This is a genomic window from Zobellia sp. OII3, from assembly GCF_002211465.1.
GTDB classification, from domain to species: domain Bacteria; phylum Bacteroidota; class Bacteroidia; order Flavobacteriales; family Flavobacteriaceae; genus Zobellia; species Zobellia galactanivorans.
Map to the genome: position 1 here is coordinate 709,657 of NZ_MWRZ01000002.1, position 23,479 is coordinate 733,135.

Sequence of the window (23,479 nt, forward strand, 5' to 3'; positions counted from 1 at the left end):
AAAATTGTTAAACAGAATCTTTGGGATAACAGATATAATATTTGGTAACTGTTTTTGAGAGCGCTTTCAGATTCAACTGATCGGAAGCCTTTGCTACATCAATAAGCTTCTTGTTCTTTCTTAAAATATTGATGTTCTGGTGATGACGATCGTAGGCCCGGTTTTCGATCACCCCCTTAAAAACAAAATACGCCGCCTCACTTTCCGTAAGCTTATATTTTTCTTTTACACGTGATGTATGCTTTTGAAAAACGGTATCGGCTATAGGACTATTCTTCAATTTCACCTTAAGGAACCGACGATTTATCAACATTTCACAGAGCTTGGAAAGGATGAAATCATCGTGATCTTGCCATGATTTTATGGCCCCCAAGACATCAACATCGTCAAGTTTTGAAAAAATATTCAATATTTTAAGATCAAAATTTTCCTTTTCGATACGGTGCTCCATAAAAAAGCGAAGGGCATCGCTACATACAATAATCTGCCCCTCTCCCATAATTTCTTTGGCCCGCTTGAGAATTCGGATCAATAACTGTTCGGCCACAATACCCGTTTTGTGCAGATAAACCTGCCAATACATAAAACGACGGGCCATCAGAAATTTCTCGACGGAATAAATTCCTTTTTCTTCAACCACCAGGTTACCACCGACTACGTTAAGCATGGTAATCAATCGTTCCGAATTGATGTTACCTTCGGCCACACCGGTATAAAAACTGTCACGCTTCAAATAATCGAGTCGGTCCATATCCAATTGACTCGACACCAACTGGTTCAAAAAGTGTTTTTCGTACTGCCCCCTAAAAATTGAAATGGCCATCGATAGCCGACCATCAAAGATTTCGTTCAAGGCGTGCATAAACTGCAATGAAATATATTCATGGTCCGTACTCTCAACTATGCTGTGTTCCATGGCATGGGAAAACGGTCCATGACCGATATCGTGCAAAAGGATGGCACAGCAAAGGCCCTCCTCTTCTTCTTCCGTAATCTCGACCCCTTTATACTTCAAAACCTGTAAGGCCTTCTGCATAAGATGCATAGAACCCAAGGCATGATGAAACCTTGTATGGTGCGCCCCTGGATAAACCAGATACGACAGTCCCATTTGGGAAATCCTCCTCAAACGTTGAAAGTAAGGATGCCCGATCAAGTCGAATATTAGTCCGTTAGGAATTGTAATAAATCCGTAAATTGGATCATTAAAAATTTTAAGCTTTCTAGAATTTATCAAAATGGCTGTTGCTTTGCAATGTTCACAGTGGTAAAGTTAGTCAAAAGAGAAAGTAATAAACTCGGTAAATTAATATTTTGATGGCATAAGCAGGTTTAAAATCATAAATTTCGCCATCAAGAAACGAAGCAATACTATAATTGAATGAATAAAATCACCATATTATGGGTAGATGACGAAATCGATCTACTCAAACCGCATATTATATTCCTCCAAGGAAAAAATTACGATGTTATTACCTGCCAGAGCGGCCAAGAAGCCCTGGAAGAGCTACAGCAATCTCAAGTAGACATTGTTTTTTTGGACGAAAATATGCCCGGCATCTCAGGACTGGAAACCTTGGCGGAGATTAAAAAAATAGATTTATCGCTCCCCGTGGTAATGATAACCAAGAGCGAGGAAGAATTCATTATGGAAGAGGCCATCGGTTCCAAAATTGCCGATTACCTAATAAAACCGGTCAATCCGAACCAGATTCTTTTATCCTTAAAGAAAAATTTAGACCATTCGCGTTTGGTTTCCGAAAAAACCACCTCTAACTATCAACAGGAGTTCCGAAAAATTGCCATGGACCTTTCCATGGTAAATTCCGTGGAAGAATGGGTAGACCTATACAAGCGACTGATCTATTGGGAACTTCGACTCGAAGACATTGAAGACAGCAGTATGTTCGAAATTCTCGAATCACAAAAAGCCGAAGCCAACACCCATTTCGGAAAATTCGTCGAGCGAAATTACGAAAGCTGGTTCGACGGTGACGGCCCCGTACTCTCCCACAGCTTGTTCAAGGAACTCGTCCAACCCGAATTAAAAGAAGGCCCTACCCTACTTCTTGTAATCGACAACCTACGCTATGACCAGTGGTACGCCTTTGAAGACACCGTGAGTTCATTCTACAAAAAGAACAAGGAAGAATCGTATTTCAGCATTTTACCTACCGCTACCCAATATGCGCGTAACGCCATTTTTTCTGGCCTAACCCCATTGGCCATGGAAAAAAAGCATCCCGATTGGTGGAAAAACGATACGGAAGAAGGTGGAAAAAATCTGTATGAAGCCGATTTCTTAGGAGCGCAAATCAAGCGACTAGGACTTGACATAAAATGGGAGTACCACAAAATCAGCACCCTTAAACAAGGTAAAAACCTATCGCAAAATTTCAAATCGCAAAAAGACAACGACCTCACCGTACTCGTGTACAACTTTGTGGATATGATCTCGCATTCAAAAACAGAGATGGAGGTCATAAAAGAATTGGCCAGCAACGACAAGGCCTACCGATCGCTTACCCAGAGTTGGTTCAAGAACTCTCCATTACTAGAGATAATACAACAGGCCCAACAGATGGGCATGAAGCTGATCATCACCACCGACCACGGAACGATCAACGTAAAACAGCCTTCAAAGGTCATCGGGGACAAGGAAACAAGCCTCAACCTTAGATATAAGACCGGAAGAAGCCTGACCTACGAAGAAAAGGACGTTTTGGCCGCCAAAGACCCGACCGAGATCCATTTGCCGCGTATCAACATGAGTAGTTCGTTTATATTCGCAAAAAACGATTTATTTTTTGCCTACCCCAACAACTACAACCATTACGTTAGCTACTACCGAAACACCTATCAACATGGCGGAATCTCATTGGAAGAAATGATAATCCCCTTTGTAGTCCTATCCCCCAAATAACCTTTATATATCATGGAGACTATCTATACAGAAAGTGAAATCGACAAGGTTGCGGCAGCGGTAATCGCCAAGGCCCCTAACAAAACACTTCTCTTCCGCGCCCCTATGGGAGCCGGAAAAACTACCCTGATCAAAGCTATCGCCAAAAACCTTGGGGTAAGTGACGCGGGCAATAGCCCCACTTTCGGCATTGTAAACGAATACCAAAACGAAAACGGCCAACTACTGGCCTATCATTTTGACTTTTACCGCTTGAACGATGAGACCGAGGCTTTGGACATGGGATTGGAAGACTACCTAAACCAAGACGCCTATATCTTTATAGAATGGCCCGAAAAAATCGAGTCCTTTCTTCCCATTGACAGTACCGAAATAGAGATAGAAATAATAGATATACACACAAGGCGAATTAAGCTAAAAGAGTAAGGCTTAGGGTAAAAAGTAAAAAACATCGTTCTATATTGAAATTTATTGTATAAAACTTGTTAAATTAGACCAAGTACAATTCTTTCGGACAAAATGCTCTTTTTTAACATTTAAAGACGTACGATCAGAGATTTTTTTTCCTACATTTGAGAGAAATAACTAATTAATGTACAATTTAAACCCCCTAAAAATGAAAAAACTAGCGTTTGGCCTTTTGGCATGTGTAACCTTGTTAGCCGTATCTTGTGATTCATCAACTGCCGATGAAGATTCAGTATATGAACAAGGAGTGGATAAGAGAAAAATCCCATCACAAGCGAATAAAGGTTTTGTAGACAAAACAAAAATTCCTTCCCAAGCCAAAAAACAGAGCTTTGTTGACAAAACAAAAATTCCTTCCCAAGCCAGAAAATAACAGGCTTGAAAAAAAAATAAATATATTTCAAAGGGTAATCAATAAATTACCCTTTTTTTCGTTTCAAGAACTAAGCAATGGCCATTCTTGAAAAATACAATGCAAAACGAACACCCAGAAACTAGGAAAAAAGCGCGTAAAAAAATCCTCATGGACACCATTGGGGTCCTTCTTATCATACTTTCTCCTTTTGTTTTCAAACTACACCAATACCTACCGAGTGAACCTAATGCTACCATAAATATTCTAGGACTGGAAATCAACAATCATGGTTTTGCTGACCTAAATACGTTCGCTTGGTTTTTACTTAGTAAAATTGTCCCTTTTTATTTATTCATCCTTTGGTTTCTAACTTGCAAACATTGGTGGTACCATATTATTTTAATCCCGGCAACCATGTACGCATTTCAGATATACGAAGTACTGTATTCCGAAGACAACATTGTAGACACCAAAAATATTATTTGGCTTTTACCTGTATGTATGGTGGTAATCCCCCTAGTTTACTTCATCAGGATCAAACTCGTAGACAAATATGTGCACGGAATCGATTTAGAAGCTATGGAAGCTGAACTTACTGCCTTAAAGAAAAAACAGGCCTCACGTGAAGAAAATGCCAAGCTCGATAAATTCATCTCTTCCGAAACTGCGGATAAGGTCGATGAAGACGGGAATACCGAAGACACCGACAAGGTCGCGCAACTCAATACAGAGAAAGGCAATTCCTTTAAACAGGCACAGCATAGAATATCTAACTGGCTGCAATTTAAATTTTAAAACCACCACATTTTTGGACCGTTGAATCGACTAATACTACCAAAAATCCAACAAATTATCGTATTTTTACTGCTGATCGATTAAGATACGATTAGAAGAAAAACTATGGATCAACCACCTTCTCCTTTCAGTAAGCAACAGCTGCTTCCACAAGAGGAAACTCTGGAAGTTCTTCGTCAAAAAGGAGAGCTTTTTATAGGCATTCCCAAAGAAAACCAATATCAGGAACAGCGCGTCTGCCTAACCCCTGACGCAGTTAATGCCATTACATCGAACGGACACCGGGTCCTTATCGAATCCGGGGCCGGGGAAGGCGCCAATTATACCGATTTAGAATACACCAATGCCGGAGGCGAAATAACCCGAGACACCAAGAAAGTTTTTTCTTGTCCGCTCTTACTAAAGGTAGAGCCCCCTACACTCTTGGAAATCGAAATGATGAATCCGCAAGCGACCATTATTTCCGCCCTGCAAATCAAAACCCAGAGTAAGGCCTATTTTGAAAAAATGGCCAAGAAAAGAATTACCGCCATCGCCTTTGAATACATACGGGACGATGATGGAAAATACCCTGCCGTACGCTCATTAAGTGAGATTGCCGGAATATCTTCGGTTCTTATCGCTTCTGAGATCATGGCCGCTACCAACGACGGTAATGGACTCATGTTCGGAAACATAAGCGGGGTACCCCCTGTAGAGGTCGTCATTATCGGCGCCGGGACCGTCGGTGAGTTTGCCGCCCGTTCAGCTTTAGGACTTGGAGCCAACGTAAAGATTTTTGATAATTCCATCTCTAAACTACGCAGCATTCAATCGAACCTTAGGCAAACGGTATACACCTCTACCATTCAACCTAAGAACCTATTGAAATCACTGAAACGTTGTGATGTCGCCATTGGCGCTACCCGAGGAAAGGACCGGTCTCCCGTGGTGGTCACCAGTAGCATGGTAGAACATATGAAAAAGGGCGCCGTTATTATTGATGTCAGCATCGATATGGGCGGTTGCTTCGAAACCAGTGTACTTACCACACACAACAAACCCACCATTGAAAAATATGGCGTAATCCACTACGGCGTACCCAATATTCCTTCGAGATACCCAAAAACGGCCACGTTATCGATCAGCAATATATTTACCCCATACTTATTGGAACTAGGAGAAAACGGAGGACTCGAAAATTCGCTTCGCTTTGACAAAGGCTTGCGAAACGGGCTATACATGTACCACGGTATACTGACAAACAAATCGGTAGGCGAATGGTTTGATTTACAGTACAGTGACATTAACTTTCTTATTTTTTAAAGCTTTATTTACGCATCTATGGCACTTGCCGATCATAGATAGAAGGTTTATTGCTATTTTTGCCTTCGCTTTGGATCATCGGACTTCAACAGTAAACACCCGACCAAGGAATCGACAAGAGCACTAATTTCAGCAATAACATAGAATGGATTTTTTAAAACGTTTGGGCTTTTACCTAGTAGGACTTTCCATAGGAATAGTTTTTTTAACCTTTTTCCTAAAGAAAAAATCGGAGGAAACCGGTACCGAGTTCTGCTATTTTCCGAATTGCAGAACCCTAAAGGACATTCGCTCGAAACCTATGTCCTATTCCGATAAAGTCAGCCAATTGTTTTTAGAAAAGAAAATCGACACCCTCGACATCCTCGATGTTTTAAGAAATGGCGACGTTGATTTTTCAAATAGCGAAACCAAGACTACGCCATGTAAAACCTACATTATAGAGGGCTCGATCAAAGAAAGGGAAGCCATTCTCAAAATTAGGAATTGCAGGGAAAAAGCACTTTTAGAATCTATTTCCTACCCATAAAAAAACCCGAAAAAATCATCTTTCCGGGTCTTTTATTTTCTATATTTTTCTTCGTTGCCGTTCCTTTTTTAGAAGGGACAGCTCACGAGTCGTCTGCCCTGCCACCGAAGTATTTTCTTCAGCACGGCGTATCAGATAAGGCATAACATCGCGCACGGGCCCGAATGGCAGGTACTTGGCCACATTGTAATCTTCATGGGCCAAGTTGAAGGATATATGATCGCTCATACCATATAACTGCCCAAACCAAACACGATTATCATTAGGGGCTATCCCTTTTTCAGCCATCAATGCCATCAGCTTATACGAGCTTTCCTCATTATGTGTTCCCGCAAAGATGGAAATCGAATCTAGATGGTTTACAATATACGCGACGGCATTATCAAAATTCTCATCGGTTTCTTTTTTCGAGGAACAAATAGGTGACCTATAGCCTTTCTCCTCCGCCCTTTCGTTCTCCTTTTCCATATAGGCGCCCCGTACAACTTTTACCCCGATTTTGAAGCCTTCCTGTTCGGCGCGTTTTTCCAATTGCTTCAAGTAGTCCAACCGATCCCAACGATACATCTGAAGGGTATTGAACACTATGGCCTTTTCCTTATTGTACTTGCGCATCATTTCCTCCACAAGCTGATCCGCGGCATCCTGCATCCAGCTTTCTTCGGCATCGATAAGCAGGGAAACATCTAGATCATGGGCTTTTTTACAGGTCTTATCAAATCGGTTCACCACCCTTTCCCACTCTTCCTGCTCTTTATCGGATAGCGATTTCCCTTCCGACAGTTTTTGAAAAAGGGCAAACCTACCATATCCCGTAGGCTTAAAAACCGCAAATGGAATAGCATCTTTTTCCTTTACAAAATCCAACACTTTTAAAATCATATCCATAGCATCATCAAAAGGATCTTCCGTATCCTTTCCCTCTACCGAATAATCTAAAACGCTACATACATTTTTAGTGTACATCTTATCCACTACCGGCATACAATCCTTTTCACTGACCCCTCCACAGAAATGATCAAAAACCGTTGCCCGTATCAACCCTTCAACGGGAAGATGGGCCTTAATCGCAAAATTCGTCATTGCGGTACCGATCCTGACCAAAGGCTCATTGGCGATCATCCGGAACAAAAAATAGGCACGTTCCAGTTCGGAGTCCGTTTTCAAGGCAAAAGCCGTTGCAGTATCTTCAAAAATTCGTTTCATTTATTATGATTTCTAGCGGGACCAAATATAAAGACAGAATTTGTATTCTTTAGAGAAAAAATATGCTTTATTTTGTGAATTGGTCATTAAAATTATCACCGCGATAGCGGAAGCAAAAAATCAACCTTTAATGCAATCTATAACATCATCATCTTACGCCGTACATTTTAACCAAAGGGCTTACGACGCCCTGAACACCCACTTATCGGAAAAAACCTATTCCAAAATATTCATTTTGGTAGACGAAAATACGCACACACATTGTCTGCCCAATTTTTTGGCACAGGTTCGCGGCGATTATGATTTTGAGATTATAGAGATCGAATCTGGGGAAGAAAACAAGAATATCGAAACCTGCACCGGCGTCTGGAACGCTTTATCGGAACTCGACGGTGACCGAAAAAGCCTGGTCATCAACCTAGGTGGCGGGGTACTTACGGATTTAGGGGGATTTGTAGCATCGACCTTTAAAAGAGGAATAGATTTCATAAACGTACCTACCACCCTGCTTTCTATGGTAGACGCTTCCGTGGGCGGAAAAACGGGGGTCGACCTTGGGCCCTTAAAAAACCAAATAGGCGTAATCAACCAACCGCAAATGGTCTTGATCATCACCAGCTTCTTACAGACCCTGGAAGAAAGACAACTGCGTAGCGGTTTTGCCGAAATGCTGAAGCACGGCCTTATCCAAAACAAAGCATACTGGGAAGCCCTTAAAAAAGTACAAGACTTTATCCATATAGACGATTTGATATATGACTCCGTAGTCATTAAAAACGAGGTTGTCTTACAAGATCCGACCGAACAAAACCTTAGGAAAATACTGAATTACGGTCACACCCTAGGGCACGCCATTGAATCGTATTTTCTTGAGAGCAAGACACACAAAACACTTTTGCATGGCGAGGCCATCGGTATCGGAATGATTTTGGAAGCCTACCTATCAAAAGAATTACTCGGCCTCCCCGAAGAAGAGCTTAAGGACATCAAGTCAACTTTTCTTTCGTACTACGACAAGGTCGTTTTCAACAAAGAGGATATCACTACGATTCTTTCGCTTTTGAAATTCGACAAGAAAAATTCACATGGCAACATCAATTTTGTTCTACTATCGGCCATAGGGACACCGGAAATAGACATTACCATTCCCGATGAACTGTACGAAGGAGCCTTCGCTTACTACGCTGATCACTAGCTACATATACTAATATTCGATTTTGACAACTCTTTCACGCATTCACTAAAAAAATTATATAGTTTAGGTAGGGATTTCTAACCCAAATCAATTAATCGACCCAAAGCATCGGGTCTAAAAACCGACCTACCATGTTACGAAAATTAGTAGATTACCAAAAACTAGACCATCAGTTAGCCGCATTGCTCATTGAAACATACCCCAACGGCTATGGAGACGATGACATCATCATTTTCAAAAACCTAAAAGGAGAAATTGTTGAGGCCGTAGAAATAAGGACTTCCGACACTATTTACCTCGTAAAGATCAGCAAGAGCCTTTCTAATTTTATCGCCAATTTTGAGGAGAACATGGAAAAGGAACTCGAAGACAAGGAATCTCCTATTCTAGACGAGTCAAAACATCAAGATTTTGAATTGGAAAATTCCTCCGAAAACGACCCGGAAGAATTAGACTAAAGCCCACCTCAAAAAAAACTTATAGCAAATAACGTTCCCGTAAAATATTACGGTGGTGTTTTTGATGCCCACAGATAACGAATCCCAGTGAAGCAACGCTCCACGGCAAGTTACTGGCAAACCCCTCACGGCCTAGAATTGACGGGTCAAAACTTCTATAGAGCGATATAGTCGACTCCCTCACGGTCCGATATTCTTCTATGATACTTTCTTTTGTACGCTTTTCCGCTTCGGAATTGGGCACGTACAAATCTTGATCAAATCCTGGCAAGGACGTTTGATCCCCTCTTGAAAACCGAAGGGCACGATATTGAAACACACGTTCCGAATCGATGATATGCAAAAGTACTTGGGCCATCGTCCACTTATCCTGGCCATAGGCATATGACATTTTATCGTCAGGAATGCTTTCGATGAATTTTGGGAAATTATCCAATTGTCTCTCGAGCATATCCAAAAGCTCCACATCACCCAACACATCAATATAAGCCTTGTAAAAGGGTGCCGGTTTCGTCAGTACTATATCGGAAGTTCTCATAGGGTGGGTATAAATAAAAATTCCCGAGCAGTTCAACCCACCCGGGAATTTATGATTATCTCAACAGGCAGTTCTACAATTCGTTAAAAATCGTATGCATCAACCTCTTTTTATCATTTATGCTTTCCTCAAGGGAAATCATGGTTTCCGTACGACTGATTCCATCGATATCGTCGATCCTAAAAATAATGTTCTTGGCATGATTGGTATCTTTTGCCCTAATCTTGCAAAAGATATTGAATTTACCCGTAGTGATATGCGCTACAGTTACATTCGGAATTTGCTCCAATCGCTCCAAAACGAATTTCGTCTGATGTGTCTTTTCCAAAAAGATTCCTACATAAGCGATAAAGGCATACCCTAGCTTTACATAATCCAAGGTTAACGAAGATCCTTTTATAATACCTGCTTCTTCCATTTTCTTCACACGTACGTGTACCGTACCTGCAGAAATCAAGAGTTTTTTAGCTATATCCGTAAAAGGAGTTCTAGTGTTATCGATTAACATGTCTAGAATCTGGTGATCAATTTCGTCTAATTTTACTTTTCCCATCGTGGTTGTGTTTTCGGCAAAATTAAAAAATTAAGGAATAATACGCATTAAAACTTGCATTTTTTTAACAAAAACGTAAAGATTCAATGATTTTAAAAAATAATGTTCAAAAATTTCACGCTTTAATCAGCTGATAAAAAGACTGTTGCCTTAGTTCTTCCCTTTCGGCCTCATTAAGGCAATCGTAAGTTTTATGGCCAAAGCACCCATCTAGTTTCCCAGATTTAGCGAGCGAAGGTACAAATTCCAAGGTATTTCCTTTTAAAGTTTCTACATATAAAATACCTATAGCCTCCCCATCGCCCCATTTTTCACCGAGAACTTGGGCATTCTTAATAAGGATATCATAAAACAACTTTCCATTTTCAGGAATATCAAAGTAGGCCTGCTGCGGATAGGCATCTATATTATTTTCCGAAATCACCTCCAACACCTTCAACAAAGCATAAAAAATATACTCCCTTGTACGCTCCCGTTCATAGTCGCCCGGATAATGGCCCGACTCGAACAGAATGGTCGGCACGTTCAACATCTGAAAACTATCGCCAATACAATTCGCATTAAAGGCATCATCATATCTCCCCACCTGACCAGGAATCATTTTTTGCAAAAGTTGGTTCATCGCTACGATCAACTGCATACTCACCCCCCTTGTTTTTGAAATACTGCGTTCAGGGTCGTGGGCCGGAGCCAAAAACGATACCGTTGCCGGCTTATCGGTAAGCCCTACATTAAATATGGTACGCTGATCATGAAGATTCAAACAGTAATCTGGCTGAAAGGCATCAAAAACCCCTCGCAAAACAACACTCTCAGGCTGCGTCCTTTCCTGCGCATCCCTATTCAGATCGACCTGGTTTGCATTTACACGTGTATATACCGAAGCCCCATCAGGATTCAACATCGGTATGATCAACAATGTACAATGCTTTAAAATGGATTCAGCTACGGAAGTCCCTTCATTTAAAAAGTTGACCAAGTCCAATACCGCCTTCGTTGTGGTCGATTCGTTGCCGTGCATCTGAGACCACATCAAAACCTTTATGGGACCCGCACCCATTTGCAGACTTTTAATCGGACGCCCCTGCACGGAACTCCCAATAGTTTTTACTTGATGCCGATCTTCATTCCTACTTAAGAAATCTAAAATCTGCTCGTTGACAACATAGCGTCCGTAAACCGAATTTTCCTTGATCGTATTATAGTGGGATGGTGTGATGCTCATTTGACCTATATATTTTAACCGCAAAAATAAGTCCTAATTATTTTACAAATGTAACCAACAAAATATACAATTGTAAACTTAATTTTAAAGGCACTACCCGCTTACCTATACATTTGTAAACGAAAAACACTCCATTTTTACACAACGAATGATTTTATTTACTAAAATAATTATTATCAGTTAATTAACCGTTACTACATAAAGTAACACACCTAAAAAATTTCATATTTTAGTACGAAGGACAGCCGTATTTGTGTCAAATTCACTACTTTTAAGCTTACAACTGTTACAATGGTAAACACAACGGATTTTATTCAACGTTTAGAGCACCTTTTGAGTTATTACGGCTTGTCCGCCTCGGGTTTCGCGGACAAAATCAATGTACAGCGCTCGAGCATTTCCCACCTATTGTCTGGCAGAAACAAACCAAGTTTAGATTTTGTTTTAAAGGTCGTAAAGGCTTTTCCCGAAGTAAACCTCTATTGGCTACTAAACGGAAAAGGGTCTTTCCCTTCCGAACCTAAACCCGAAGAACCGCCCCGGCCCAAACCCCAAGCCCCTTCTTCCACACCACAAAGTATTGTACAAAAGGCAGTTGCCGAGTCGAAAAAAACCATTGAGAAAATCGTCATCTTTTATTCCGATGGAAGTTTTAAGGCTTATGACAATAAATAGGCTTTTATTTCTTTATTTTGCAGGAATGATACAGAGAATACTCCCCATTATGGCTACGTTGCTCCTAACGGCATCGTGTTACCAGCCCGAAAGAAACTGCGCTGATTTCAAGGACGGAAAATACTCGTTCACCACCACCATTGACGGCAAAGAAAAGACAACACTGTTCGAACGTTACGGCGACCTCGAAATCGATTACTACGAAGGAAAATCGGATTCATCATCCGTTCGATGGATCAACGATTGCGAATACATCGTCAAGAAGCTGAACCCGAAAAACAAATCGGAAGAACAGTCGATCCACATGAAAATACTATCTACAACGGAGGATTCATATATTTTCGAATTCAATATCGTAGGCCAAGGCCAACCCTCCAGGGGTACCGCCGTAAAAATAGAGTAAAGCCCCACAGCTTTTCCCCAACAAGCAATTTCAACTTCCAGGATAAGCCGCCCCAAAGCCCTATCATCTTCATACGCGACTTCTGGGCGGGGATTTAAAAAGAAATAACCCTAACCTTTGCTTGAACACAAAAAACACCCCTAAAAGGCTTAAAAAACCAAATCCAAAGAAGATGTCCCATATCTTCATCACCCAAAATCAAAATGCCGGACACAGCAAAAAAAAAAAAAAAACCCACCCAAGACTAACTAACAGCTAAACTAAAACTGCAATAAACAAAACACAACTAATTTAGGTGTAGTATTTTAAACGAAAAAACGACCCGTTTGGGTCGTTTTTTCGTTTATCACAAAACCTTTGTCAATTCGGCCGGCTATAGACCACTTCAGGACTCTTTTTACGATGCTCCTTAAAGAGGCGCTGCTGTTGTTTGACCGTAAGCGTGCTACCATCAGGACTCCATCCTGGAGGTCCAAAAATATACATTAGCTTGTGCGAGAATTTCTTGGCCTTTTTAACGTCGGCCCATATATCCTTAAATTCATGGGTTAGAATCACCAAGGGATTATAACTTTTAGGAGCATGGATAACACCAAACTTTACTTCTACATCATCATCAAGCTCCTTCCAAGTACCGAACATTTTATCAAAGATATTTAGAAAGCCCCCGTGATTCTTGTCCAAGTATTCCACATTTTGAGAATGGTGCACCTGGTGCATGGTGTGGGTGTTGAAAATCTTTTCGACCCACCCCATTTTAGGCACATACTTTGAGTGCAATTGAAATTGCCAAAAAGACTCAATGGCCAAGGCAAAAATTACCACTTCGACCGGAAAACCGATTGCCGGCATCCACATATAGAAAAACGGCTTGTACAGAAGCGTAAACCAACCGTTACGAATGGCCGTACCCAAATTAAAATGATCGGAAGAATGGTGTACGATATGTGCGGCCCACAATATCCTCACTTCATGATTGGCCCGGTGAAACCAGTAATAGGTAAAATCATCGGCTAATTGACACAGTAAGAAAACATACCAAGAGTACCCGAAAGACTCATACCCCATTATATTGGTACGAACCCCATCGACTACAGGGTTAAAAAATTCATAGGTATATGTAAACACCGTAATAAGAACGGTAACCTTGATAAGCGGACCCAATATTGCCGAACCGATACCCATTGCACCACTGGCCATAAAATCTTTCCACACATAAAGGTCTTTATCTCCATGTGTGTGGCTATAAGTGATTTCTAGCAAAATAAATGCTATAAAGCAGGGCACACCATAAATTAGGGGGTTCGTCAAATCCATATTTTAAACAATTTTGGCCAAAGATAACATTAATAAGACCTAATTTGCATTCTGCTCATCATTTAAGACTATTATAGTATAGTCAACACAAATAGGGCTCCGTGAAGTAATCATTTTATTTAGAAATAAAATGCCCAAGCCTTTATCGACGCTTTTTCAAGCGCCGATATTGAACAATTTATTCGATTTTTTATTTTTTTTCCAAAAATTTCCGTCATTTCAACAAACCTTCCTCGACACGGTTTTATCATCGAAAATTACTCGAACAAAGAGGTCTGCACATCGTCATCGCCTCCTTTATCCGATTTTGGATCGGTCGGTCCATCTGTCTTTGCTCCGGCATTACCCCCTAAGCTTTCCTCGTCAACCACCTCGATATCCTCGGTTTTTTGAGGCTCGGGCTCTTCATATGGCAAAGGATCCAAAACATTGATTTCCAAGACCTTTTCCTTGGTCAACTGATTCCCCATGGCCCCTATTCCCTTAATGGAAATAAACTCCTCTAGATTTACCAACCAATTCTCTTTTCTTTCCTGACCACGCTTTTTCGCGTAAATCACCTCGACCATCGGCCTATAATCGGTACTGAATATCTCAAGATGCGATTTTGGATGGTCGGTCAACACATTCTCTTCCCTGTCGGGGTGTTCTATCAGAAAGCGTTTTACATAATACAGCTCCTTATCCCCTTCCCAGTACACTACAGACAAAGGCTTTTTTGGAATCCACTTCTCAAGAACAACGATATCTTCATCGAAATGGAGGGTCAATTCCGGAATTACGGTTTTCACAAGACCGGTCTGATTAACGATCAACAATCGGTCCTCGCTAGTGAATTCACCCAAAAACTCCCCACGTTCATCCATATTCAAACGCTGCACCGTTTCATCGAACCATAATTTTCGTGGTTTTAGGGTAGAAAGTCCCTTTTCTTTTAAATCGATGCGTTTTACGGCATATTTGGTCACGATATTGCCTTTCGAAGCCCGTCCCTTGATCATGATATCGGCAAAATCAATATCCCATCTCAGTTTCTTAATGCTTCCCACATGGCGCAGGTTCACCGTTACCACTTCGGCCTCCCCGTTAGGGTTGCCCGAAAAATAATGCACCAAAGTGCCCGGTTTCCCCCGGCCCATCTCATAATGCTTGTCTCGGGTAATACTGGTCACATTAAAGCGCTTAATATAGGTCGGACCGCCTTTGCCATCCCTATAGATCATATTGTACACCGTACGCTTATCCTTTTTCTTAAATACCGCCACGTAAATTATCCCCTTGCCCACAAAAGTCTTTGAATCGACCTTAAATACCATCATCTTTCCATCTTGGGTAAAAGCGATAATATCATCGATATCACTACAATCGGTAACGTACTCATCGCGTTTTAACGAGGTTCCCACAAAGCCCTCCTCACGATTTACATATAGTTTTGTATTTCGAATGACCACCTTGGTCGCCTCAATATCATCAAAAAGACGTATTTCAGATTTACGCTCACGCCCTTCACCATAGGTATCCTTCAATCTTTGGAAATAAGCGATGGCATAATCCGTCAGATGCTCTAAATGATGTTTTACTTCCGCAATCCTTTCTTCCAGATTATCAAGGTGTTGTTGTGCCTTATCTAAATCGAATTTTGAAATCCGTTTAATACGGATTTCGGTCAAGCGAACAATATCTTCCTCGGTCACCGCACGCCTTAAATGCTTCGTATACGGAGCAAGCCCCTTATCGATTGCCGCAATAACCCCTTCCCACGTCTCTTCTTCTTCAATATCGCGGTAAATACGGTTTTCTATAAATATTCTTTCCAGAGAGGCAAAATGCCATTGCTCCTCTAATTCCGAAAGTTGGATCTCAAGTTCCTGTCGAAGCAATTCCACCGTAGCATCCGTAGAACGACGCAGCATTTCCGTCACCCCTATAAACAGAGGCTTATTGTCTTCGATAATACAGCCCAAGGGCGAAATCGAAGATTCACATGCCGTAAAGGCGTACAAGGCGTCAATCGTCTTGTCGGGCGAGATACCCGGTGGCAGATGCACCAATATCTCTACCTCGGCAGCGGTATTGTCTTCAATTTTCTTGACCTTTATCTTCCCTTTTTCATTTGCCTTAAGAATAGAATCGATTAAAGAAGAAGTATTGGTCCCATAGGGTATCTCACTTATAATCAAGGTAGATTTCGACTGCTGTGCAATCTTGGCCCGTACCCGGATCTTTCCTCCACGGAGCCCGTCGTTGTAATTGGATACATCTATAATTCCCGCTGTTGGAAAATCAGGAAACAACTTGAAGCGCTGCCCCTTTAAGTGCTTGATAGAGGCATCTATCAACTCGATAAAGTTATGCGGCAATATCTTGGTCGAAAGTCCTACTGCAATACCTTCTGCCCCTTGCGCCAAAAGCAAGGGAAACTTTACCGGAAGGTTTACCGGTTCTTTTTTTCTACCATCGTATGACAGCTGCCATTCGGTGATTTTCGGACTAAAAACTACCTCTAAGGCAAATTTCGACAATCGCGCCTCAATATATCGCGAGGCCGCTGCACGGTCACCCGTTAAAATATTTCCCCAGTTACCCTGGGTATCTATCAAAAGGTCTTTTTGCCCGATCTGCACCATGGCATCGGCAATACTGGCATCACCGTGCGGGTGGTACTGCATCGTATGCCCTACCACGTTGGCCACCTTATTGTAACGACCGTCATCAAGATCTTTTAAAGAATGCATGATACGCCGTTGCACAGGCTTAAAGCCATCTTCTATGGCCGGCACTGCGCGCTCTAATATCACATAAGATGCATAATCCAAAAACCAGTCCTTGTACATTCCGGTAACCCGCGTAAGCGCGTCATCCTGTCCCTGGTCTTCTCCATCCGTTACCTCCGAATCATTGACTTGCCCCTGGCCTTCTTCGGCGGATTGCTCCGATTGGCCTTCAGGCGAATTCTGATTGTTAGCTTCGTTCAGTTCGTCATTTTCCTCCATTCAGAAAAAATCGTATTTCTTTGGTTTATAATTGATTTTCTTCTACAAGGTCAACCTCTACTTTAAGGTTTTCTATGATGAATTCTTGTCGGTCGGGCGTATTCTTGCCCATGTAAAAACTCAATAATTGCTCTATGGACATAGCCTTGTCGAGCATAACGGGCTCCAAGCGAATATCACCCCCGATAAAATGCTTGAACTCATCGGGAGATATTTCACCCAAACCTTTAAAGCGTGTTATTTCAGCTTTACCGGTCAATTTTTGAATTGCATTTTTTCGCTCTTCCTCACTATAGCAATATATGGTCTCCTTCTTGTTCCTGACACGGAACAATGGGGTTTGCAAAATATACAAATGATTTTCTTTTATCAACTCGGGAAAGAATTGCAGGAAGAAAGTGATCAAAAGTAGGCGAATGTGCATACCATCCACATCGGCATCCGTAGCGATTACAATATTGTTATATCGCAAATCTTCCATCGACTCCTCAATATTCAATGCCGCCTGCAACAAATTGAACTCCTCGTTTTCATAAACGATTTTCTTTGACATGCCGTAGGAGTTCAAGGGCTTACCACGAAGACTGAATACGGCCTGCGTATTCACGTCCCTTGATTTGGTAATGGACCCCGAAGCGGAATCCCCCTCGGTAATGAACAAGGTGCTCTCTAAACGGCGGTCGTTTTTCATGTCGCCCAAGTGTACGCGACAATCCCTCAACTTCTTATTGTGCAAACTAGCCTTTTTCGCCCGGTCACGCGCCAGCTTCCGAATACCGGAAAGTTCCTTTCTTTCCTTTTCGGCCATCATGATCTTACGCTGAAGCTTATCGGCCGTTTCAGGGTTCTTATGCAGGTAGTTATCGAGATGTGTCCCGATAAAATCATTGATATAGGTACGTACCGTAGGGAAATTTCCTCCCATTTCCGTTGACCCCAGCTTGGTTTTGGTCTGACTTTCAAAAACAGGCTCCATCACCTTGATGGAAATCGCCGAAATAATCGATTTTCGAACATCGGACGCATCGTAATTCTTTCCGTAAAAATCGCGAATGGTCTTAACCAAGGCCTCACGGAAGGCCGCTTGGTGCGTACCACCCTGGGTCGTATGCTGTCCGTTTACGAAAGAATGGTACTCCTCGCTATATTGGGTCTTACTGTGTGTAATGGCCACTTCGATATCTTCCCCCTTAAGGTGGATGACCGGATAAAGGATGTCTTCGGCGTTGTTATTGTCTTCCAACAAATCCTTTAGACCGTTCTCGGAGTGAAATTTTTCCCCATTAAAAACTATGGTCAACCCCGGATTGAGGTAGACGTAGTTTTTGAGCATGCGCTCAACGTATTCGTTTCTATACTTGAATTTCTTGAATATGGTCTCGTCAGGAATAAAGGTAACCTTGGTCCCCCTACGTCTGGTGGTTTCCTCTAGCAGTTCCTCGTTCTGTAGTTCCCCGGTCTTAAATTCGGCGGACTTTGATTTTCCGTCCCTCGTACTTTCTACACGGAAATAACTCGAAAGGGCATTTACCGCCTTGGTACCTACACCGTTCAGACCAACGGACTTTTTAAAGGCCCGCGAATCGTACTTACCACCGGTGTTCATTTTTGAAACCACATCCACCACCTTACCTAAAGGAATACCACGACCGTAATCGCGAACGATCACACGTTCCCCTTGAATGGAAATCTCTACGGTCTTACCCGCCCCCATTACAAACTCATCGATACAGTTGTCAATGGTCTCTTTTAATAATATATATATACCATCATCGGCAGATGAGCCATCGCCCAACTTACCGATATACATACCAGGTCGCAGTCGAATATGCTCTTTCCAATCGAGTGAACGGATATTGTCTTCTGTGTACTGGGAATTATCGGACATAAATCAGGGGTTTGGAACTAAAGTATCGCTAAAGATAATACGACAATTAAAAAGATAAAACCCCAAAGTGTTAAAGTAATTAACAATGAATTTATTCTTTTTGTTGATATATTCACCAATTATGTCAAATTTTGCGCTTTAGAAGGGGTATTTTAAACAGAAAATCAGAAATATAGCCTCTTTCGGACTTTTTATAACAAAAAGCTTCTTTCAAAATAAATCACAGTAAAAAATATTACCGACAAAACCCTTTATCTAATGAAAAAACTGTTTATAGGCCTATTGCTCTATTTTGGACTCACCCTTCCGACCTTGGCCCAAAAGTTCGAGAAGGACTACAAAGCGATCGAAAGCAAGGTCATCGAATGGCGGAGGGAAATCCACCAAAACCCCGAACTCTCCAATCGCGAGTTTAAAACGACCGAAAAAATAGCGGAACACCTGACCGCTTTAGGCATAGAAGTGCAGACCGGGGTGGCCCATACCGGGGTTGTCGGTATTCTACGAGGGAAAAAACCAGGCAAGGTAGTGGCCTTGCGGGCCGATATTGACGCCCTTCCCGTTCTTGAACGGAACAACCTCCCTTTTAAATCCACCGTAACCGCCGATTTTAAAGGAGAGCAAGTCCCTGTCATGCACGCTTGCGGACACGACACCCATACCGCCATCCTCATGGGCGTTGCGGAAATCCTTTCCAAACATACCGACAAAATAAAGGGGACCGTAAAATTCATTTTTCAACCTGCAGAAGAAGGTCCCCCTCCAGGGGAAGAAGGCGGCGCCCTACTCATGGTCAAGGAAGGTGTGTTAAAAAATCCCGATGTCGATGCCATTTTCGGACTCCATATCAACTCCCAAACACCCGTTGGCGTCATCCGCTATAAATCCGGAGGAACCATGGCCGCCGCGCAAAAATTCACCATCAAGGTAAAAGGAAAACAAAGCCACGGCGCCCGCCCCTGGTCGGGAGTCGACCCCATATTGATCAGTGCCAAGATCATCGACGGACTACAGACCATTATCAGCCGTGAAGCCGAACTCACCAACGAGGCAGCCGTTATCACCGTAGGAAAGATCACAAGCGGTGTTCGCTTCAACATCATTCCGGAAGATGCTGAAATGATCGGCACCATACGTACGCTTGATTACGACATGAAAAGCTTTATCAACAAACGTATGGAAGAAATGGTGCCCGCTATCGCAAAGGCCTATGGCGGTGATGCCACCATTGAAATTGTAGATGCAACGGAAATCACTTACAACGACCCCGACCTGGTCACACAAATGCTCCCCACCTTGAACAGAGTGGCGGGCGAACACAATGTACAGACCCAAAAAGCCGTTACAGGAGCTGAAGATTTCTCTTATTTCCAAAAGGAAGTCCCTGGGTTCTTTTTCTTTTTAGGAGGAATGACCCCTGGAAATACAGCGTCGTTTCCACACCACACCCCCGATTTCATCATTGATGATAGTGGTTTGCTACTAGGTGTTAAAGCCTTGACGGAAATAAGTATCGATTATCTTAACAAGCAATAACTTAAAACACTCAACTTAAATTATCAATTTAAACACACCGTTACTACTTATGAGCCAAATTCTCGACACTTTACAGGCCATTCCTTGGTGGGGATGGCTTTTGATCATTCTTGTTTTAGTGAGTATTCGCGACATATTTTTTCAACGTTCCCACACCATTTCACACAATTTTCCGATTGTCGGACATTTACGTTATTGGCTCGAAAGCATAGGGCCCGAAATGCGTCAATATTTTGTGGCCAATAACCGTGAAGAACTTCCTTTCAACCGTATCGAAAGAGGATGGATATACGCTTCCGCCAAAAAAGAGAACAACTACGAAGGCTTTGGTACCGATCGGGACATCTACGCCCATCAGCACATTTTCGTAAAGAACCAGATGATGGCCTACAAGGTTCCCGAAGGCCATATCAATGCCATCGACAAAACCTTTGTTCCCTGCGCCAAGGTCATGGGCGCCTACAACAACAGACGGAAGCCTTTTCGGCCCAAGTCCATCATCAACGTATCGGCAATGAGTTTTGGTTCATTATCGGCCGCGGCCATTGAAGCGATGAACAAAGGGGTGGCCAAGTCGGGCGCCTATCACAATACCGGCGAAGGCGGACTTTCATCTTACCACAAGCAGGGCGGCGATGTCATTTTCCATTTTGGAACGGGCTATTTTGGTGTACGTACGCCTGATGGTAATTTTTCCATGGAAAAAATGAAAAAACTCGTAGAGGAAAACCCCAGTATAAAAGCCATAGAAATCAAATTATCACAGGGGGCCAAACCGGGAAAAGGCGGTGTATTGCCCGGAGCCAAGATAACCCAGGAACTCGCCGATATACGCGGTGTGGAAGTTGGCAAGGACGTACTCTCGCCCGCCACCCATAAGGCGTTCAACAACGTAACGGAACTTCTACAGCTTATCGAGGACATCGCGGAAGAAACCGGATTGCCCGTAGGCGTCAAGGGAGCCATCGGGAAATTGGACCAATGGGAAGAACTGGCCGATTTAATGGAAAAAACGGGCAAAGGTCCCGATTTTATCACCGTTGACGGTGGGGAAGGCGGAACGGGCGCCGCTCCCCCATCGTTCGCCGACCATGTGTCCTTGCCTTGGGTATACGGATTTTCAAGCCTTTACAAGGTATTCCTCAAGCGCAAGCTCACCGACCGCATCGTATTTATCGGCAGCGGGAAACTCGGTTTTCCCGCCAAGGCCGCCATGGCCTTTGCCATGGGCGTAGACTGTATCAACGTGGCCCGTGAAGCCATGATGAGCATTGGCTGTATTCAGGCGCAAGTCTGCCATACCAACCGCTGCCCAGCAGGGGTGGCCACCCAAAACAAGTGGCTGCAAAAAGGCATTGACATACCGTTAAAGTCCGACCGCTTGGCACAGTATTTTATGACCTTTAGAAAAGAGTTCCTGGAAATCACCCACGCTTCGGGATACGAACACCCTTGTCAATACACTATGGACGACATCCAACTGAACGTCGACGACAACGACCTAAGCCGTAGTTTGGCCTCTGCCTACGGATATAACAAGACAAAAGTACCGTTCGAGAATATGCAAAAACTATACGATTGTATTTACTTAGGTGGAAAGCATTGTGAAAACACCAAAGAATAATATACATTTGTTTACGGTTATTTAGTATTTCCAAATCATATTAACAAAATAATTAATCAGTGTAATTCATGAAAAAATCCCTACTTGCCCTTGGCCTTATCGCATGTACCTGTATATCGTTACAAGCCCAGAGAAAAAGTGATCTTTTAGCCGAAATCGACCAATTAAAGTCCCAGTTAGACTCTGTGAACGCCGAGATATTCGACGCCAGAAAGAACGAGAAAGTGGCCGTAGCCAAGGCCGAATCCTTCGAATCACAGGTAACCGAGCTTCAAGACGCGAACAATACCCTCATGAAAAACCTAAACAGTTTTGCCGAGGTATCGAACAAAAACTCGAATATTGTAAACAGCGCCATGGAAAGCCTCGAAGCCAAGGAAAGACAATTAAAGGCCATCAAGGATGCAATCGCTACGAACGATTCCACTACCATAGTAGTGCTTACCAATGTAAAACAGACTATGGGCGAGAATGCCAAAATCGGTGTTTCCGAAGGCGCCGTGGTCATTTCGTCGGACCTCGCCAGCCTCTTTGGAAGTGACACAGGAACGACCCCGACCCCACAGGCGGAAGCTTGGGTTGAAAAAATAGCGAACATCTTGAATGCCAATCCCACTACAGCGGTGACCATTGAAGGCCTTAGCATGACCGGAGACCTCGAAACCCCGGCCAAACAAGCCGTAGCATTGGCTACATTGCTTCAAAGCAAGTTCAATATCCCCGCAGAGCGCATTAAGGCCCTTGGACGCGACGGAAACCTAAAAGAAGGGGTTCAAGTAAACATCCACCCTGAATTCGACAAGTTTTACCTGATGGTCAGAGAGCACATGAAGAACTAAAAGTTATACGAAACGTCATATACTTTTTGCTAAAATCCTCCGTTCTAATACCCAAATTAACCAAATACCAAAAACATGTCTGGAGAAGGAATTTTACAAATGTTCGGTTTTTTATTACCGGCGGTAGTCACTGGCGTTGTGGCCTTTTACTTTTTTAAGATGCACACCAAGAACGAAGAAGGACGTAGACGATTTCTTTTGCACAAAGACTCGCAGAAGAACACTATTCCGGTTCGCTTACAAGCCTATGAACGTATGGCCCTTTTTCTTGAGCGCATCGCCATACCGAGCCTCGTGGTTCGCGTGGCTCCAAAATCATCCGATAAAAATGCCTACGAGAGTTTGCTGATCAAAAGCATAGAGACCGAGTTCGAACACAATCTATCACAACAGATATACATGAGCGATGAGTGTTGGAACGTTATCAAGGCGGCAAAAAGCGCTACGGTACAAATGATCAGAAAAGCGGCCATGAGCGAAACCGAATCGGCCGACAAACTACGGGAAGACATCTTAACGGAAACGATGGAAAAACAATCACCTTCTGGTACCGCACTCTCTTTTATAAAGAAAGAGATCAAATACCTTTGGGAGTAAATTAATTAGTATCCTTTCAATCTAATAGTTGACCACTGGGCATTTTTTTGTTCAGTG

At 42.6% G+C, this 23,479-nt stretch carries 22 protein-coding genes; 14 read left to right on the top strand and 8 right to left on the bottom strand.

The window, feature by feature from the left end:
* Positions 1 to 7: 7 nt before the first annotated feature.
* The gene (locus B4Q04_RS10380) at positions 8 to 1,237 is read right to left on the bottom strand and encodes an HD domain-containing protein (protein WP_088696753.1); all 1,230 of its coding nucleotides are present in this window, start codon (positions 1,235 to 1,237) and stop codon (positions 8 to 10) included.
* A gap of 144 nt (positions 1,238 to 1,381) precedes the next feature.
* Between B4Q04_RS10380 and B4Q04_RS10385 the strand changes: the two genes are divergently transcribed.
* The 6 genes from B4Q04_RS10385 (at position 1,382) to B4Q04_RS10410 (ending at position 6,375) form a co-directional block, all read left to right on the top strand.
* Positions 1,382 to 2,923, top strand: coding sequence for a PglZ domain-containing protein (locus B4Q04_RS10385; RefSeq protein WP_013995851.1), 1,542 nt, complete (start codon positions 1,382 to 1,384; stop codon positions 2,921 to 2,923).
* A gap of 12 nt (positions 2,924 to 2,935) precedes the next feature.
* On the top strand, positions 2,936 to 3,349 hold the full coding sequence (tsaE, locus tag B4Q04_RS10390) for a tRNA (adenosine(37)-N6)-threonylcarbamoyltransferase complex ATPase subunit type 1 TsaE (protein WP_013995852.1): 414 nt from the start codon (positions 2,936 to 2,938) through the stop codon (positions 3,347 to 3,349).
* A 190-nt stretch (positions 3,350 to 3,539) separates the two neighbouring features.
* Positions 3,540 to 3,764: a hypothetical protein gene (locus B4Q04_RS10395; protein WP_123772357.1), complete on the top strand. Its 225-nt coding sequence runs from the start codon at positions 3,540 to 3,542 to the stop codon at positions 3,762 to 3,764.
* A gap of 396 nt (positions 3,765 to 4,160) precedes the next feature.
* Positions 4,161 to 4,541, top strand: a complete 381-nt coding sequence (locus B4Q04_RS22930; protein WP_231854777.1) for a hypothetical protein — start codon at positions 4,161 to 4,163, stop codon at positions 4,539 to 4,541.
* Between the two features lie 105 nt (positions 4,542 to 4,646).
* A complete protein-coding gene (locus B4Q04_RS10405) occupies positions 4,647 to 5,846 on the top strand; it encodes an alanine dehydrogenase (protein WP_013995855.1) in 1,200 nt (399 codons plus the stop codon).
* Positions 5,847 to 5,991: 145 nt separating this feature from the next.
* A complete protein-coding gene (locus B4Q04_RS10410) occupies positions 5,992 to 6,375 on the top strand; it encodes a DUF4258 domain-containing protein (protein WP_013995856.1) in 384 nt (127 codons plus the stop codon).
* A gap of 39 nt (positions 6,376 to 6,414) precedes the next feature.
* Here the strand turns inward: B4Q04_RS10410 and B4Q04_RS10415 are convergent, their stop codons facing one another.
* Entirely contained in the window at positions 6,415 to 7,581 is a 1,167-nt protein-coding gene (locus B4Q04_RS10415; RefSeq protein ID WP_013995857.1) for a proline dehydrogenase family protein, read from the bottom strand.
* A gap of 130 nt (positions 7,582 to 7,711) precedes the next feature.
* Between B4Q04_RS10415 and aroB the strand changes: the two genes are divergently transcribed.
* The gene (gene aroB, locus B4Q04_RS10420; protein WP_088696814.1) at positions 7,712 to 8,776 is read left to right on the top strand and encodes a 3-dehydroquinate synthase; all 1,065 of its coding nucleotides are present in this window, start codon (positions 7,712 to 7,714) and stop codon (positions 8,774 to 8,776) included.
* Between the two features lie 131 nt (positions 8,777 to 8,907).
* A complete protein-coding gene (locus B4Q04_RS10425; protein WP_013995859.1) occupies positions 8,908 to 9,234 on the top strand; it encodes a hypothetical protein in 327 nt (108 codons plus the stop codon).
* Positions 9,235 to 9,253: 19 nt separating this feature from the next.
* On the opposite strand, the gene B4Q04_RS10430 is transcribed toward B4Q04_RS10425, so the two are convergent.
* The 3 genes from B4Q04_RS10430 to B4Q04_RS10440 all read right to left on the bottom strand — a co-directional run bounded on the left by B4Q04_RS10430 (position 9,254) and on the right by B4Q04_RS10440 (position 11,550).
* On the bottom strand, positions 9,254 to 9,772 hold the full coding sequence (locus tag B4Q04_RS10430; RefSeq protein WP_013995860.1) for a DinB family protein: 519 nt from the start codon (positions 9,770 to 9,772) through the stop codon (positions 9,254 to 9,256).
* Positions 9,773 to 9,845: 73 nt separating this feature from the next.
* Positions 9,846 to 10,325, bottom strand: coding sequence for an Lrp/AsnC family transcriptional regulator (locus tag B4Q04_RS10435; protein ID WP_013995861.1), 480 nt, complete (start codon positions 10,323 to 10,325; stop codon positions 9,846 to 9,848).
* A 115-nt stretch (positions 10,326 to 10,440) separates the two neighbouring features.
* Positions 10,441 to 11,550, bottom strand: coding sequence for a M14 metallopeptidase family protein (locus tag B4Q04_RS10440; RefSeq protein WP_088696754.1), 1,110 nt, complete (start codon positions 11,548 to 11,550; stop codon positions 10,441 to 10,443).
* 291 nt (positions 11,551 to 11,841) lie between these two features.
* Between B4Q04_RS10440 and B4Q04_RS10445 the strand changes: the two genes are divergently transcribed.
* Complete coding sequence (locus B4Q04_RS10445; RefSeq protein ID WP_013995863.1) at positions 11,842 to 12,225, top strand: helix-turn-helix transcriptional regulator; 384 nt, start codon at positions 11,842 to 11,844, stop codon at positions 12,223 to 12,225.
* Between the two features lie 25 nt (positions 12,226 to 12,250).
* Positions 12,251 to 12,628, top strand: a complete 378-nt coding sequence (locus B4Q04_RS10450) for a DNA topoisomerase IV subunit A (RefSeq protein WP_046288134.1) — start codon at positions 12,251 to 12,253, stop codon at positions 12,626 to 12,628.
* Between the two features lie 360 nt (positions 12,629 to 12,988).
* Here the strand turns inward: B4Q04_RS10450 and B4Q04_RS10455 are convergent, their stop codons facing one another.
* From B4Q04_RS10455 to B4Q04_RS10465, 3 genes are all read right to left on the bottom strand, one after another.
* The gene (locus B4Q04_RS10455; RefSeq protein ID WP_013995866.1) at positions 12,989 to 13,945 is read right to left on the bottom strand and encodes a sterol desaturase family protein; all 957 of its coding nucleotides are present in this window, start codon (positions 13,943 to 13,945) and stop codon (positions 12,989 to 12,991) included.
* 257 nt (positions 13,946 to 14,202) lie between these two features.
* The gene (locus B4Q04_RS10460; RefSeq protein WP_013995867.1) at positions 14,203 to 16,938 is read right to left on the bottom strand and encodes a DNA gyrase/topoisomerase IV subunit A; all 2,736 of its coding nucleotides are present in this window, start codon (positions 16,936 to 16,938) and stop codon (positions 14,203 to 14,205) included.
* 25 nt (positions 16,939 to 16,963) lie between these two features.
* Complete coding sequence (locus B4Q04_RS10465; RefSeq protein WP_013995868.1) at positions 16,964 to 18,826, bottom strand: DNA topoisomerase IV subunit B; 1,863 nt, start codon at positions 18,824 to 18,826, stop codon at positions 16,964 to 16,966.
* A gap of 258 nt (positions 18,827 to 19,084) precedes the next feature.
* Here B4Q04_RS10465 and B4Q04_RS10470 point away from each other — a divergent pair, with 258 nt between their 5' ends.
* From B4Q04_RS10470 to B4Q04_RS10485, 4 genes are all read left to right on the top strand, one after another.
* Entirely contained in the window at positions 19,085 to 20,362 is a 1,278-nt protein-coding gene (locus B4Q04_RS10470) for an amidohydrolase (protein ID WP_088696755.1), read from the top strand.
* Positions 20,363 to 20,411: 49 nt separating this feature from the next.
* A complete protein-coding gene (locus tag B4Q04_RS10475) occupies positions 20,412 to 21,986 on the top strand; it encodes an FMN-binding glutamate synthase family protein (protein WP_013995870.1) in 1,575 nt (524 codons plus the stop codon).
* Positions 21,987 to 22,054: 68 nt separating this feature from the next.
* The gene (locus B4Q04_RS10480) at positions 22,055 to 22,825 is read left to right on the top strand and encodes a membrane protein (protein WP_013995871.1); all 771 of its coding nucleotides are present in this window, start codon (positions 22,055 to 22,057) and stop codon (positions 22,823 to 22,825) included.
* 75 nt (positions 22,826 to 22,900) lie between these two features.
* Positions 22,901 to 23,422, top strand: coding sequence for a hypothetical protein (locus B4Q04_RS10485; RefSeq protein WP_013995872.1), 522 nt, complete (start codon positions 22,901 to 22,903; stop codon positions 23,420 to 23,422).
* The last annotated feature ends 57 nt before the right edge of the window (positions 23,423 to 23,479 follow it).

Bases quoted from the DNA above. Each gene is read 5' to 3' on its own strand.
- B4Q04_RS10385 (WP_013995851.1), top strand. From the start codon at position 1,382: ATGAATAAAATCACCATATTATGGGTAGATGACGAAATCGATCTACTC.
- tsaE (WP_013995852.1), top strand. From the start codon at position 2,936: ATGGAGACTATCTATACAGAAAGTGAAATCGACAAGGTTGCGGCAGCG.
- B4Q04_RS10395 (WP_123772357.1), top strand. From the start codon at position 3,540: ATGAAAAAACTAGCGTTTGGCCTTTTGGCATGTGTAACCTTGTTAGCC.
- B4Q04_RS22930 (WP_231854777.1), top strand. From the start codon at position 4,161: ATGTACGCATTTCAGATATACGAAGTACTGTATTCCGAAGACAACATT.
- B4Q04_RS10405 (WP_013995855.1), top strand. From the start codon at position 4,647: ATGGATCAACCACCTTCTCCTTTCAGTAAGCAACAGCTGCTTCCACAA.
- B4Q04_RS10410 (WP_013995856.1), top strand. From the start codon at position 5,992: ATGGATTTTTTAAAACGTTTGGGCTTTTACCTAGTAGGACTTTCCATA.
- B4Q04_RS10415 (WP_013995857.1), bottom strand. From the start codon at position 7,581: ATGAAACGAATTTTTGAAGATACTGCAACGGCTTTTGCCTTGAAAACG.
- aroB (WP_088696814.1), top strand. From the start codon at position 7,712: ATGCAATCTATAACATCATCATCTTACGCCGTACATTTTAACCAAAGG.
- B4Q04_RS10425 (WP_013995859.1), top strand. From the start codon at position 8,908: ATGTTACGAAAATTAGTAGATTACCAAAAACTAGACCATCAGTTAGCC.
- B4Q04_RS10430 (WP_013995860.1), bottom strand. From the start codon at position 9,772: ATGAGAACTTCCGATATAGTACTGACGAAACCGGCACCCTTTTACAAG.
- B4Q04_RS10435 (WP_013995861.1), bottom strand. From the start codon at position 10,325: ATGGGAAAAGTAAAATTAGACGAAATTGATCACCAGATTCTAGACATG.
- B4Q04_RS10440 (WP_088696754.1), bottom strand. From the start codon at position 11,550: ATGAGCATCACACCATCCCACTATAATACGATCAAGGAAAATTCGGTT.
- B4Q04_RS10445 (WP_013995863.1), top strand. From the start codon at position 11,842: ATGGTAAACACAACGGATTTTATTCAACGTTTAGAGCACCTTTTGAGT.
- B4Q04_RS10450 (WP_046288134.1), top strand. From the start codon at position 12,251: ATGATACAGAGAATACTCCCCATTATGGCTACGTTGCTCCTAACGGCA.
- B4Q04_RS10455 (WP_013995866.1), bottom strand. From the start codon at position 13,945: ATGGATTTGACGAACCCCCTAATTTATGGTGTGCCCTGCTTTATAGCA.
- B4Q04_RS10460 (WP_013995867.1), bottom strand. From the start codon at position 16,938: ATGGAGGAAAATGACGAACTGAACGAAGCTAACAATCAGAATTCGCCT.
- B4Q04_RS10465 (WP_013995868.1), bottom strand. From the start codon at position 18,826: ATGTCCGATAATTCCCAGTACACAGAAGACAATATCCGTTCACTCGAT.
- B4Q04_RS10470 (WP_088696755.1), top strand. From the start codon at position 19,085: ATGAAAAAACTGTTTATAGGCCTATTGCTCTATTTTGGACTCACCCTT.
- B4Q04_RS10475 (WP_013995870.1), top strand. From the start codon at position 20,412: ATGAGCCAAATTCTCGACACTTTACAGGCCATTCCTTGGTGGGGATGG.
- B4Q04_RS10480 (WP_013995871.1), top strand. From the start codon at position 22,055: ATGAAAAAATCCCTACTTGCCCTTGGCCTTATCGCATGTACCTGTATA.
- B4Q04_RS10485 (WP_013995872.1), top strand. From the start codon at position 22,901: ATGTCTGGAGAAGGAATTTTACAAATGTTCGGTTTTTTATTACCGGCG.